Annotated in this window: 11 protein-coding genes and 1 riboswitch; of the genes, 10 read left to right on the top strand and 1 reads right to left on the bottom strand. The window is 61.6% G+C overall.

Features of this window, described 5'->3' with window-relative positions:
* Positions 1-16: 16 nt before the first annotated feature.
* From guaA to RH950_RS18835, 7 genes are all read left to right on the top strand, one after another.
* Positions 17-1,567: a glutamine-hydrolyzing GMP synthase gene (gene guaA, locus RH950_RS18865; RefSeq protein WP_350059296.1), complete on the top strand. Its 1,551-nt coding sequence runs from the start codon at positions 17-19 to the stop codon at positions 1,565-1,567.
* A 96-nt stretch (positions 1,568-1,663) separates the two neighbouring features.
* Positions 1,664-2,614, top strand: a complete 951-nt coding sequence (locus RH950_RS18860; protein ID WP_350059295.1) for a 1-phosphofructokinase family hexose kinase — start codon at positions 1,664-1,666, stop codon at positions 2,612-2,614.
* Positions 2,615-2,728: 114 nt separating this feature from the next.
* Entirely contained in the window at positions 2,729-3,148 is a 420-nt protein-coding gene (locus tag RH950_RS18855) for a hypothetical protein (protein WP_350059294.1), read from the top strand.
* Between the two features lie 206 nt (positions 3,149-3,354).
* Positions 3,355-4,287, top strand: coding sequence for a DMT family transporter (locus tag RH950_RS18850; protein ID WP_350059293.1), 933 nt, complete (start codon positions 3,355-3,357; stop codon positions 4,285-4,287).
* 289 nt (positions 4,288-4,576) lie between these two features.
* Positions 4,577-4,683: riboswitch (SAM-I-IV-variant riboswitch) on the top strand.
* 49 nt (positions 4,684-4,732) lie between these two features.
* Complete coding sequence (gene metA / locus RH950_RS18845) at positions 4,733-5,662, top strand: homoserine O-acetyltransferase MetA (protein WP_350059292.1); 930 nt, start codon at positions 4,733-4,735, stop codon at positions 5,660-5,662.
* Positions 5,663-5,735: 73 nt separating this feature from the next.
* The gene (locus RH950_RS18840) at positions 5,736-6,968 is read left to right on the top strand and encodes a flavin-dependent oxidoreductase (protein WP_350059291.1); all 1,233 of its coding nucleotides are present in this window, start codon (positions 5,736-5,738) and stop codon (positions 6,966-6,968) included.
* Between the two features lie 183 nt (positions 6,969-7,151).
* Positions 7,152-7,925 (top strand): SDR family NAD(P)-dependent oxidoreductase, encoded by a 774-nt coding sequence (locus RH950_RS18835; RefSeq protein WP_350059290.1) that lies wholly within the window; start codon positions 7,152-7,154, stop codon positions 7,923-7,925.
* 779 nt (positions 7,926-8,704) lie between these two features.
* Here the strand turns inward: RH950_RS18835 and RH950_RS18830 are convergent.
* Positions 8,705-9,460 (bottom strand): IclR family transcriptional regulator, encoded by a 756-nt coding sequence (locus RH950_RS18830; protein WP_350059289.1) that lies wholly within the window; start codon positions 9,458-9,460, stop codon positions 8,705-8,707.
* 141 nt (positions 9,461-9,601) lie between these two features.
* Here RH950_RS18830 and RH950_RS18825 point away from each other — a divergent pair, with 141 nt between their 5' ends.
* Genes RH950_RS18825 through RH950_RS18815 form a run of 3 tightly spaced genes read left to right on the top strand, consistent with a single transcriptional unit; the run spans position 9,602 to position 12,720 of the window.
* A complete protein-coding gene (locus tag RH950_RS18825; RefSeq protein WP_350059288.1) occupies positions 9,602-9,934 on the top strand; it encodes a 2Fe-2S iron-sulfur cluster-binding protein in 333 nt (110 codons plus the stop codon).
* 57 nt (positions 9,935-9,991) lie between these two features.
* Positions 9,992-11,311, top strand: a complete 1,320-nt coding sequence (locus RH950_RS18820; protein WP_350059287.1) for a Rieske 2Fe-2S domain-containing protein — start codon at positions 9,992-9,994, stop codon at positions 11,309-11,311.
* Positions 11,308-12,720 (top strand): glutamine synthetase family protein, encoded by a 1,413-nt coding sequence (locus RH950_RS18815; RefSeq protein ID WP_350059286.1) that lies wholly within the window; start codon positions 11,308-11,310, stop codon positions 12,718-12,720. The genes RH950_RS18820 and RH950_RS18815 overlap by 4 nt, the downstream gene beginning before the upstream one ends.
* The last annotated feature ends 40 nt before the right edge of the window (positions 12,721-12,760 follow it).

Genomic DNA, 12,760 nt, shown 5'->3' with positions numbered 1-12,760 from the left:
AGCCAGATGGTGCCCGATGACCGATCGCATTCTCATTCTCGATTTCGGCAGTCAGGTCACACAGTTGATCGCGCGCCGTGTCCGCGAAGCTGGTGTCTATTGCGAAATCATGCCCTTCAACACACCGGTCGAGAAGATCGCGGCGTTCGGGGCCAAGGCCTATATCCTCTCGGGAGGACCGGCCTCCGTGGTCGCCGAGGAAACGCCCCGGGCACCGCAACTGGTTTTCGACTCCGGGCTTCCGGTGCTGGGTATCTGCTATGGCCAGCAGACCCTTTGCCACCAGCTCGGCGGACGGGTCGAGACCTCCGACCATCGCGAGTTCGGCCGCGCCTTCGTCGATGTGAAGGACAATTGCATCCTGTTCGACGGGGTCTGGGAGATCGGGGCCAGCGAGCAGGTCTGGATGAGCCATGGCGACCGGGTGATCGAACTGCCGGAAGGCTTCCGGGTCGTCGCCTCGAGCGAAGGTGCGCCCTTTGCCGTCATCGCCGATGACGCGCGCCGCTATTACGCCACCATGTTTCATCCGGAGGTGGTGCATACGCCGCACGGCGCGGCGCTGCTCTCCAACTTCGTGCACAAGGTGGCGGGCTGCGCCGGCGACTGGACCATGGCGTCCTTCAAGGACCAGGCGATCCGGCAGATCCGCGACCAGGTCGGTGACGGCAAGGTCATCTGCGGCCTGTCCGGCGGGGTCGACAGCTCCGTCGCCGCCGTGCTGATCCACGAGGCCATCGGTGACCAGCTGACCTGCGTCTTCGTCGATCACGGCATGCTGCGCCAGGGCGAGGCGGAACAGGTCGTGCGGCTGTTCGGCGACAATTACAACATCCCGCTGATCCACAAGAATGCGAGCGACCTGTTCCTCGGCGCGCTGGCAGGTGAGACGGACCCCGAGAAGAAGCGCAAGACCATCGGCTCGCTCTTCATCGACGTGTTCCAGGAAGAAGCGAACAAGATCGAGGGCGCCGCGTTCCTGGCCCAGGGTACGCTCTATCCCGATGTGATCGAGAGCGTCTCCTTCACCGGCGGCCCGAGCGTCACCATCAAGAGTCACCACAATGTCGGCGGCCTGCCGGAGCGCATGAACCTGAAACTGGTCGAGCCGCTGCGCGAGCTGTTCAAGGACGAGGTCCGTGATCTCGGCCGCGAACTCGGCCTGCCGGAAAGCCTGGTCGGCCGGCATCCGTTCCCGGGCCCAGGCCTCGCCATCCGCATTCCCGGCAGCGATATCACCCGCGAGAAGCTGGAGATCCTGCGCAAGGCCGACGCGATCTATCTGGAAGAGATCCGCAATGCGGGTCTCTACGACGCCATCTGGCAGGCCTTCGCGGTGCTGCTGCCGGTGCGTACCGTCGGCGTCATGGGCGATCACCGGACCTACGATTTCGCCTGCGCCCTGCGCGCCGTCACCTCGACCGACGGCATGACGGCGGACTATTACCATTTCGACCACGACTTCCTCAGCCGGGTCTCCACCCGCATCATCAATGAATGCAAGGGCATCAACCGGGTGACCTACGATATCACCTCAAAGCCTCCGGGGACCATCGAGTGGGAGTAAGGGGCGTTTCGGCCGGATACCGCCGCGCCAACACCCTCACTATGCTGACCGGCAAGGGGCAGTAGCGGGCAGACCGGGAGACGGGATGGTGACGGGGTGACGGGCGGCATAGTGACTCTGACCATGAACCCGGCGGTCGATGTGTCGGCGGTGACCGACATGGTGGTGCCGACCGACAAGCTCCGCTGTCGCGATCCCCATCGCGATCCCGGTGGCGGCGGGATCAATGTCGCGCGGGTGATCCGGCGGTTCGGCGGTACCTGCCGGGCGATCTACCCGGCGGGAGGCATCACGGGGCGGCTGCTCCAGGATTTGCTGCAGCGGCAGGGAATAGAAAACACCGCGATCGACATTGCCGCCGGTACACGGGAAAGCTTTTCCGTGACGGAGGCGCGCAGCGGCGCGCAATATCGCTTCGTTCTCGCCGGTGAAGCCCTCGGACCGGCGGAGTGGCAGGCCTGTATCGATGCCGTCGCTGCCCATGCATCGCCGCATCATTATGTGGTCGCGAGCGGCAGTCTGCCGCCCGGCGTGCCGGACGATTTTCATGCGCGGCTCGGCAAGGCGCTGGCCGATCGCGAGGTCCGGCTTGTGGTCGACAGTTCGGGGCCGGCCCTCGACGGCGCACTGCGCCACGGCGTTTACCTGGCCAAACCCAATTTGCAGGAACTGCGCGGGCTGACCGGCGCGCCGCTGGAACGGCGGTCCGACTGGGAGGACGCGGCTGGCGAATTGGTGCTGGCCGGCCGTGCCGAGATCATCGTGCTGACCTTGGGAGAAGAGGGCGCGTTCCTGGTGACCCGGGATCTTCGAATTCGTGCTGATGCGGTGCCCGTGAAGGCCGTCAGCGCGGTCGGCGCGGGGGACAGCTTCCTCGCCGTGATGGTCTGGCGGCTGGCGTCGGGCGACGGCCTGGAGGCGGCGTTCCGCCATGCTGTTGCGGCCGGATCGGCCGCTCTGCTGACACCGGGCACCGATCTTTGCCACAGGGCGGATACGGAGCGGCTCGCGGAGCAGGTGCGGACGGAACGGATAGCTTTCAACTGACATGCAGCGAATTCTGCCGGCTGCCGGCCAGGCCGATCCGGTGTGTTTTCCAAGGCGGGTGTTCCAGGTGCGGTCTCGCGCTATGATGGGCGTCCTGCGTAACAATCCGGCACGATGGTGATCATGGTTTCTACCGCTAGAACCGGCGAATTGGTGCGACGCTATTTTGAAGACACCAATCTGGTGAAAATGACACTGACCGGCACGATTACCGGGGACATGATCTTGGCCCAGGCGATGGACCCACCGGACATCATGCGGTGGAATCGCATTATGTGGAATTTTCTGGAAGCGGATCTTTCGGAACTGCAACTACCGGACGCCCAAATGATCGTCGCGGCCGTCGAGAAGATGCCGACGCTGCGTCAAGCCCGTTACAGAATGGCTTTTGTGGTCGAGCCGGGGCCGAAACGCTCACTGTTGCGCATGTATGATGTGCTGATGGCAGACAAGAATATCGAGGGCAGAAGTTTCGAGATTTTCGACACGGAAGATTCCGCGATGGACTGGCTCATGGACGATGCCGCCGGATGACGCGGTGCGCGTTTCGTCTGTGGGCTGACCGCCGGTTCGTCCTGCGGCCGATCAGAATTCGATGAGCCGCAGGCAATGGCGTTGGTGCTTCAGGATGTGCCAACGCTATATGGAGCGCTCTTCGATATTGTTCGTTCAGCGATCTCCCCTTCCAACGAGAGCCCGGCACGTCATGATCCGATCATGACCGGAGCATCGAGTGCATCATGTCAACAACCATCGTCAAACCTGCGGGCGACGCCGAATCTCCCCGTGCCGGCATCGCTTTCGGCCTGCTTGCTGCCGTCATCTGGGGCGGTTTCCTTGTGGTGTCCCGGCATGGCGTTGTGCTCGGCCTGGAAGCGGTGGATATCGCGTTTCTCCGCTATGTGCCCGCGGCTGTGCTGATGCTCCCGCTCCTGCTGCGTCAGCCTGGGCGGGGTGAACTGCGGCAGCTCGGCTGGCTCAAGCCATTGATACTCGCCGCGCTGGCGGGACCGCTTTTTCTGGTCGTCGGTGCCAGCGGTTTCTATTTTGCGCCGGCGGCGCATGCGGCGGTGATCCAGCCCGGTGGCATGACGCTGACGAGTGTCTGCTTCGCCGCCATCCTGTTCGGAGAACGGCTCACCCTGGCAAAAATGACAGGGCTCGCACTCCTCGTCGCCGGACTGGTGGCGATTGCCGGGCCAGGGATTCTGTCGGGGCAGTCGGAGGCATGGAAGGGCGATATCCTGTTCGCCATCGCAGGCACGATGTTCGCCGCTTTCACGATTCTGGTGCGCCGGTGGCGCGTCGGGGCTTGGACCTCGACGGCCATTGTTTCCGGTCTCTCCGGCTTTCTCTTCGGGCCGTTCTATCTTCTGGTCTGGGGGCCGGAGCGCCTGCTCGCGGCGCCGCTCCCGGCCATCCTTGAGCAAGTCATCGTGCAGGGTATTCTATCCGCTGTCGTCGCTCTCTATGCCTTCGCCCGCGCTGTTCATCATCTTGGTCCGGGCAGGGCCTCGTTCTTTCCGGCCATGGCGCCGTCCATGGCAATCATGATTGCCATACCCGTGCTTGGAGAATTGCCGAGCGTTGTTCAGTGGACGGGACTGGCGTTTGCCACGCTCGGCCTCGTGATTGCGCTGCGCCGTCCGGCACGGATTCCTGCGCCCACGTGACGGCCGCGGCTTCCCGCTCCGTGCCAGTGCCGTCGAAAGAAACCTGCACCCAGAGTGGGGCCTCTGCTTACCGCGACCCGCTTCAATCCGGATATTTTCTTCTTGTGTCGAACAGCCCCTCATAGCTGTCGGCAGAGAGCCGGGGCATGATCTGGCCCGACAGATCTTTGTGCTTTACCGGCTTAACATCGTGCGGGACTGCGGCCCGCTCGCCGATCGGCGGACCCTCTGAGCGGATTTGTATGACAAGATAAGTCTTGGCTCTTCCCGCCTTCTTCGCTTAAAAAGCAGACTGCATCAAGAGTTGAGCCGACGCTCAACGCCAACCTGCCCCCCGGGCAAGGTGGCGCTCCGCTTCTGGAAGATGTGGCCGAACCGGCAACAAAACGGGTCTCGCCATAACGTCTGCTCTGCTCGATGCGCCGGAACATCAGGGGACGTTTACATGCCGATCAAGATTCCGAACGATCTTCCAGCCTTTGCCGCGCTTGAAGCAGAAGGCGTCATGGTCATGCGCGAGGCCGATGCCATCCGCCAGGATGTGCGGCCGTTGAAGATCGGCTTGTTGAATCTGATGCCGGACAAGGTCCGCACGGAAACCCAGATCGCCCGCCTTCTCGGCGCCGGACCGCTGCAGGTCGAGCTGTCCCTGATCAAGATGACAGATCACGTGTCCCGCAACGTCCCGGCAGAGCACATGATTTCCTTCTATCGGCCGTGGGAGGACGTGCAGGACGAAAAGTTCGACGGGCTTGTGATCACGGGCGCTCCGGTTGAGAGGATGGAATTCGAGGAAGTCGGCTACTGGCCGGAACTGTGCCGGATCTTCGACTGGACGCGGACGAATGTGCATTCCTGTCTTACGGTCTGCTGGGGCGCGCAGGCCGCGCTCTACCATTTCTATGGCGTCCCGAAGCACGCATTGCCGCAAAAGGCATTCGGCGTTTACCGGCACCGCAACATGGCGCCGGCGTCACCGTATCTTCGCGGCTTTTCCGATGATTTTTCCATCCCGGTGTCCCGCTGGACGGAGGTCAGGGCGGATGATGTTCCGGCGGAATCCGGCATCACGATGCTGATGGAGTCGGCGGAAATGGGTCCCTGTCTGCTCGAGGACCCGGCGCATCGCATGCTCTTCATGTTCAATCATATAGAATATGATTCGGACTCCCTCAGTGACGAGTATTTCCGGGACCGCCAGCGGGGGCTCGGCACAGCGCTGCCGCATGATTACTTCCCGGACGACGATCCGGAAAAGCCGCCGCAGAACCACTGGCGGAGCCATGCCCACCTGCTGTTCGCCAACTGGATCAACCAGATCTACCAGACGACGCCGTTCGACCTGTCGCTGGTTGGAAACGGGGCCAAGCGGTAGAGGCTGCTTTGCGTGCCGGCGGAATACCCGGCACTGATTGACTGAAGAAACACAAGCTGGGCGGGAAAGTGAGATGACACCTGTTGTCATTGCCGGGGCCGGTATCGGCGGCCTGACGGCAGCGCTCTGTCTGCATGAGCGCGGGTTCCCCGTCCGGGTTTTCGAGGCGGTGGCTGAAATCAGACCCCTCGGGGTTGGTATCAACGTGATGCCCCATGCCTCTGCGGTCCTGCATGGATTGGGCCTGGCGAATGCGCTGGACGAAATTGCCGTGCGAACCCGCTGTATCGAGTATCGCACGAAATACGGTCATCTGATCCAGTCCGACCCGCGCAATGTGGATGCGGGCTTCTCCGCGCCGCAATATTCCATTCACCGCGGTGAGTTGCAGTCTCTGCTTTTGAAAGAGGTGCGGGATCGTCTCGGCGTCGACGCGATGGTATCCGGCAAAGCCGTCGCGCGGTTCGAGCAGGATGAACGCGTGGTGACTGTCCGTTTCACGGATGGCGAATGTGTGGAATGCGATGTGCTTATCGGAGCGGATGGCCTGCATTCGGCGGTTCGGGCGCAAATTCATCCGGATGAAGGACCGTTGCACTACGAAGGGACGATGATGTGGCGTGGGGCCGTGGCCACACCTCCCATCGGCGATGGCCGGACCATGGTGATCGCCGGCGATCACGACGTGAAGTTTGTCACCTATCCGATCAGCGAACAGGCGCGCCGGGCGGGAGGGGCTTTGACGAACTGGGTTGCCGAACTTCGCCGCGACCGGCCCCGTCACATCCAGGACGCGGACTGGACCCGGCAGAGTTCGCGGGAATTCATCGACGCGTTCCGGGACTTCGTGCTGGAGGATATGGATGTTGCCGGGCTCATGGAGAAGACCGGGACGATCACCGAGTTCCCGATGATCGATCGGGACCCGGTTGCTTTCTGGACGGTCGGACGGGTGACGCTTCTCGGCGATGCCGCCCACCCGATGTATCCGATCGGTGCCAACGGCGCGTCCCAGGCGATAATCGATGCCCGGAGTCTGGCCGATAGACTGGCCGAACAGCCGGGGCCGGCGGGACTGCTTGCCTACGAGGCGCAGCGGCGTCCGGCAACCACGGAGGTGGTTCTGAGCAACCGGGGGGCAGGACCCGAGAAGGTGCTCGATATTGCTGCCGCCCGGGTGAAAGGCCCGAATGACCGGATTGAGGACCTGATCACACCGGAAGAACTGGAAGATGTGGCCGCCGGCTATCGGAAAATCGCAGGTTTCCGCAAGCAAATTGGCGAATCTTCGAAGAAGCTGAAATAACTGGATGTTTCACGGAGCCGGCGGCCTGAACGCTGCCCGGTGCATGGGCGGTGTTTCCCGACGACTGGCATACGATACGGTTCGGTCGTTCTTTGCACGGGGGTGGGACGGAATGCTTTCGAGCGGCGATAATCCTGATACAAAGTCACGTCGTACTTTGCCGCAACAGCCGGGACAGCATCAATGACCGCCACGAAAGTCGCCCTCATCACCGGAGCCGCCCGCGGCATCGGGCTCGCAACAGCCTGCAAGTTTTTGGACGAAGGCTGGCGTGTTGCGCTGCTTGACCGGGACCGGGAGACGCTGACCCGGGCGATGGAAGATCTCGGGCAGCGCAATGGCGCCATGCCGGTCTTCGCGGACGTCTCAGACCCCGAGCAGGTGCAGCGCGCGGTGGCGGAAACCGAAACCGCGTTCGGGCGTCTCGATGCGCTGGTCAACAATGCCGGGATCGCGAATTTCAAGCCGGTGCTGGAGACCAGCTTCGAGGAATGGTCCGAGATCATGGCGACCAATCTCAATGGCCCGTTCCTCTGCACCAATGCGGCGGCGCCTGTCATGCTGAAGACCGGCGGCGGCGCGGTGGTGAATATCGCGTCCATTTCCGGGTTCCGGGCAAGCACGCTCCGCGTCGCCTACGGCACCAGCAAGGCCGGGGTCCTGCATCTGACCAAGCAGCAGGCGGTCGAACTCGGCAATATCGGCATCCGGGTCAATGCGGTCTGTCCCGGGCCGGTTGATACGGCGATGGCGAAGAAGGTGCACACGCCGGAAATCCGCGCCGACTATCACAACAACATCCCGTTGAACCGTTACGGGCTGGAGTCCGAACTGGCCGATGCCATCTTCTTCCTTTGCAGCGACAATGCGAGTTATATCAACGGCCAGTATCTTGCCGTCGATGGCGGGTTCGAGGCTACCGGTATCGGGCTGACGAGCCTCAGGCATGATCTTTAGGTGTTGGCGAAGAAAACAGGCGCTCAACTGAACATTTCCGGTCGGGACGGTCGGTTTCTCTTGGTTGCAATGAGTCAATGTGAGGTGTGTTCTGCCTTTGTCCAGGGCTATTGAAGCGGTGACAGGCAAATGCGGGCGCGCAAACGGGCCCCACATAACGATTTCACCTATGCGTGGACTGTCATCAAAGCTTACGGGGAATGTCGTCTTTCGCCTTCTTGCACATCGACGTTCTTGAGCATCGAAAGCGGGACAGGGTGGTGCTTCGGAAAATCGAAAAAATGTAAATCTGCGGGTTCGGGTAGTTCTCTAAAGGATTAACTGCCAAATGCTTTCTGGGCAGTGTTGAAAGCCGGTTTTTGGTTTTTAAGTTAAAGGTGACTTAGGGTTTGTGTTTGCCGCGTTGAGGCGATTGAAGGTTCTTGTTTGGTGTTGTCAGTAAATGGTCTGATCTTCATATATATCGCCAAATTTATTATAAATATTAGTTTTTTATCCCGATGAATTGGTTTTGTTTTGGCGGCTTTCGCGATTGCCGAGAGTGCTGTGGCTAAACTCTTGCTTGATCAAAACATACTGATGTATGATTTGACTCGGTGCTCGACTACACATCCAAAAACTATCGCTATTGGCTGATGCGTTGCAGTGACAGTCAGTCACGAGATGCTAATAGATTTACCTGCGGCCATCTGGGATCGGCTCAGGGCGGCGGGCCGGGGCTCTGTCTCCGGTCCGCAGCATCCTAGCTCTCCCGTGATCCGTGCCGGTCTGAAATCCCGTTAAACGAAATCCGCCAGCGTGTCCGCGCATTCCGAGAGCAGTTTGGCTTTCTCGACACAGGTTTCCATCCTCTCGAAACGTGCAGCCGGTCCGACGATGCCAAGGGCGGCTTTGGCGATGTTGCCCGGTCCCGGGACGGCAACCGCGATGGAGGCGACCCCGGGCTCATATTCCTCCGTGACATGCGCGAACCCGCGCCCGCGAATCTCCGCAAGATCTTTCAGGATGGCGGCCGGGGCTGTTTTGGTTGCGGGGGTAAAGACAGCGGACGGCTCGGCGAGGATGCGGTCCACTTCGGCCGGATCCTCAAACGCCAGCAATACGCGACCAATCGCCGTCGCGGTCAGAGGCAGTCTTGAGCCGATGTTGAAGCCGGAGGTGATGAGCGCCGGATCGCCGGGGGAATAGGCGACATAGATTGCGTCCACACCGTCCCTGACGGCGAGCGAGATCGCATCGCCGAGGCGCTTTGAATAGGAGGCCATCACCGGCTGTACGGTGCGCCCGAGTTGCCGCTCCTTCAGATAGCCGCTGGCCAGCCGGAGCACGCGCGGGCTCGGCGTATAGGCCCGTTTCGCCTCCAGGAGGTAGCCGAGCTGGACCAGCGTCAGGACAAGCCGCCGCGTGACCGAACGGTTGATGCCGGTTGCCCGTGAGAGCTCCGGGATCGTCAGGGGGGATGCCGCATGCTCAAACGCTTCAAGCACTTCCATGCCCTTCATGAAGGTGAGCGAGATATCCTTGTCGCCGATCATGGAGCTCCCGGGTCTTGACCGCACCATCGGTTTGCGGTGTATTTTTGAACTTGATCAATAATAGACCGAATGTTCGATAATCGGTCAAATCATATGTCGATCTCGTCCATGTTGACGAGCGTTGGCAAGGAGAGACGTGCTTTGGGAAGCAAGATCACCGTGCATTTCGTCCGGCCGGAAGGATCGGTCGAGACCGTTGAGGCGGAGACGGGGGAATCCGTCATGCAAGCCGCAGTTTTCAATGACGTTGAGGGGATCGAGGCGGAATGCGGCGGAAGCTGCATGTGCGCGACCTGTCATGTCTATTTCGACGACGCGGTCTCCAGCCTTTTGCCCGAAGCCGAGGAGGAAGAGACGGTCATGCTGGAGGACGCGGCTGCCGAAGTCCGCTCGACAAGCCGTCTGTCTTGTCAGATCAAACTCACGCCTGAAATGGACGGGATCAGGATTCAGATCCCGGATCGTCAGTACTGAGGAAACCAACATAGCGATACCAGCTCGAAGCGTTCAAACGCGAAGGAATCCCCAGCCATGATGAGCCAGGAGAAGAACGACGAAATCACGCTGGTCGGTGCCGATCAGCCGGCGGGACAATTGCTACGGCATTACTGGATGCCGGCGGCGCTCGCGGTAGAACTTGACGGCCCGCGCCCGGTCGCTCCGGTCCGGCTGATGGGTGAGGATCTGGTGTTATTCCGGCGCGAGGACAGCACGCTCGGCCTGATGAGCCGGTTCTGTCCGCATCGCGGGGTCGATCTCTGCTACGGCCGGCTTGAGGGCGGCGGTATCCGCTGTTCCTTCCATGGCTGGCATTTCGACCAGACAGGACAATGCACGGAGCAGCCGGCGGAACCGGACGGCTCCCGCATGCATGAACGGATTAAGATTTCCAGCTATCCGGCGGTGGAGAAGAACGGCGTGATCTGGGCCTATATGGGGCCGGGTAAGCCGCCGGCCTTCCCGGCGCTGGACTGTTTTCGCGCACCCGACACCCATGTCTTCGCCTTCAAGGGACTGTGGGAATGCAACTGGCTGCAGGCGCTGGAGATCGGCATCGATCCCGCGCACGCCTCCTTCCTGCACCGCTTCCTGCAGGACGAGGATCCGGCGGACGGCTACGGCAAGCAGTTCCGGGACAAGGCCGCCCAGAGCGACATGCCGATGACCAAGGTGCTGCGCGAGTTCGACAATCCGGAACTGAAGGTCGAGGAAACCGATTACGGGCTGCGGATCATCGCACTGCGCGATCTCGGCAATGGTCAGCGCCATGTCCGGGTGACCAATCAGGTTTTCCCCTGCGCCATCACCATTCCGATGTCGAACGAGATGACCATCACCCAGTGGCACGTGCCAGTGGATGACACCCACTGCTACTGGTACTCGATGTTCACCAGCTTCGGCGCGCCGGTTGACAAGGAAAAGATGCGTGAACAGCGCCTGAAGGAGCACCGGCTGCCGGATTATGCGCCGCTCCGCAACAAGTCGAACGAGTACGGCTACGACCCGGAAGAACAGAAGACGCTGACCTATACGGGTATGGGGCTGGACATCAATGTGCATGACCAGTGGGCGGTGGAATCCATGGGGCTGATCCAGGATCGCACAAGGGAACATCTGGCCTCTTCCGACGCTGCCATCGTCCGCTATAGGCGGATGCTGCGGGCCGCGATCAAGAGCGTGAAGCTGGGCGAGGGGGAGCTGCCGCTGGTGATCGACGAAGCTGCCGCGAAAGACATTCAGGGGCCGATCTCAATCGATGCCATCGGGCCGACCGATGAATGGGAGTCCGTCTGGACCGACCGGGATGCCGGCCGGCGTGCCTCCTGCTCTTGGGACGCGGCCCTCTCGTGAGTGACTCTAATGTAGATCAAGCCGCCATTGACACCGTACTGGCGCGGGTGGCGGAAAAGGGGCTTGAAGTCGTTCGCATTTCCTTTGCCGACCAGCATGGGATTTTGCGCGGCAAGACGGTGATGGCGGCGGATCTGGAAAGCGCTTTCCGTTCCGGCATCGCCATGACCTCAACCCTGCTGCTGAAGGACACCTCGCACCGGACCGTCTTCCCGGTCTGGCAGGAAGACGCAGGCTTTGGGGTCGGGCGCCTGACAGGGGCGGGGGATGTGCTGATGCGACCCGACCCGGCAACCTTCAAGGTGCTGCCCTGGTCCGCGCATTCCGGCTGGATGCAGGCGGATCTGACGGATACCGACGGGGCGCCGCTTGAAGTCTGCTCACGCGGCATTCTGCGTCGCGCGGTCGAGCGGTTGAACGCGCAGGGCTACGATCTGATCACCGGTCTCGAGGTCGAGTTCCATGTCCTGGAAGTAACCGATCCGAAGCTCGGCCATGCTGATACCGGGCAGCCGGAAACGGTTCCGGAGACCGCGCTGGTCTCTCACGGCTATCAATATCTGACCGAGGACCGGTACGACCAACTGGAAGAGGTCTTCGATCTGGTCCGGCGTAACGCGGTGTCCCTCGGTTTGCCGGTGCGGTCCTTCGAGGCGGAATTCGGGCCGAGCCAGTGCGAGGTGACATTCCATCCGGCACCCGCCATGGCGCATGCGGACAACATGATCCTGTTCCGCTCCATGGTGAAGCAGGTCTGCCGCCGCGCCGGGCTGCACGCGACTTTCATGTGCCGGCCGAAATTCAAGGACGCGATGGCCAGCGGCTGGCATCTGCATCAGTCTCTTGTCGATCTGGAGAGCGGCGAAAATCTGTTCGTGCCGGAAGAGGGGGAAACCCTCTCGGCGCTCTGCGGCAACTGGATCGCGGGCTTGTTGGAACACGCAGCCGAAAGCTGCCTGCTCTCGACGCCGACGGTAAACGGCTACAAGCGCTACCGGCCTTTCACGCTGGCGCCCGACCGCGTGCAGTGGGGCCGGGACAACAAGGGCGCCATGATCCGGGCCCTGGCGAAGCCTGGCGACAAGGCGAGCCGTGTGGAGAACCGGGTCGGTGAGCCGACGGCGAACCCCTATCTCTATATGGCGTCGCAGGTCCTGGCGGGCCTCGACGGGATCGAGCGCGGCCTCACGGCGCCACCGCCGGTCGAACGGCCCTATGACAGCGATGCGGATAAACTGCCGTCGAGCCTGGAGCACGCCATCGGGCTGTTCCGGCGAAGCCGCTTCTTCCGGGAAGCACTGGGCGATTCCTATGTGGAGTATTACAGCCACATCAAACAGGCGGAATGGGATCGCTACGCCCAGGCTGTTTCGGAATGGGAAGAGAGGGAATACTTCTCTCTGTTCTAGGCTGATTTTCTGGCGTGACTAAGAGTTCTGACTGCGCCAG

It is taken from the genome of Nisaea sp. (genome assembly GCF_040217065.1).
Classification (GTDB): domain Bacteria; phylum Pseudomonadota; class Alphaproteobacteria; order Thalassobaculales; family Thalassobaculaceae; genus Nisaea.
Note: the sequence above shows the minus strand (reverse complement) of the source record. Positions and strands in the feature narration are given on the sequence as shown.

What these genes read in the sequence shown, in the direction of transcription:
- guaA (WP_350059296.1), top strand. Translation starts at nt 17, where the DNA reads ATGACCGATCGCATTCTCATTCTCGATTTCGGCAGTCAGGTCACACAG.
- RH950_RS18855 (WP_350059294.1), top strand. Translation starts at nt 2,729, where the DNA reads ATGGTGATCATGGTTTCTACCGCTAGAACCGGCGAATTGGTGCGACGC.
- RH950_RS18820 (WP_350059287.1), top strand. Translation starts at nt 9,992, where the DNA reads ATGATGAGCCAGGAGAAGAACGACGAAATCACGCTGGTCGGTGCCGAT.
- RH950_RS18830 (WP_350059289.1), bottom strand. Translation starts at nt 9,460, where the DNA reads ATGATCGGCGACAAGGATATCTCGCTCACCTTCATGAAGGGCATGGAA.
- metA (WP_350059292.1), top strand. Translation starts at nt 4,733, where the DNA reads ATGCCGATCAAGATTCCGAACGATCTTCCAGCCTTTGCCGCGCTTGAA.
- RH950_RS18840 (WP_350059291.1), top strand. Translation starts at nt 5,736, where the DNA reads ATGACACCTGTTGTCATTGCCGGGGCCGGTATCGGCGGCCTGACGGCA.
- RH950_RS18835 (WP_350059290.1), top strand. Translation starts at nt 7,152, where the DNA reads ATGACCGCCACGAAAGTCGCCCTCATCACCGGAGCCGCCCGCGGCATC.
- RH950_RS18850 (WP_350059293.1), top strand. Translation starts at nt 3,355, where the DNA reads ATGTCAACAACCATCGTCAAACCTGCGGGCGACGCCGAATCTCCCCGT.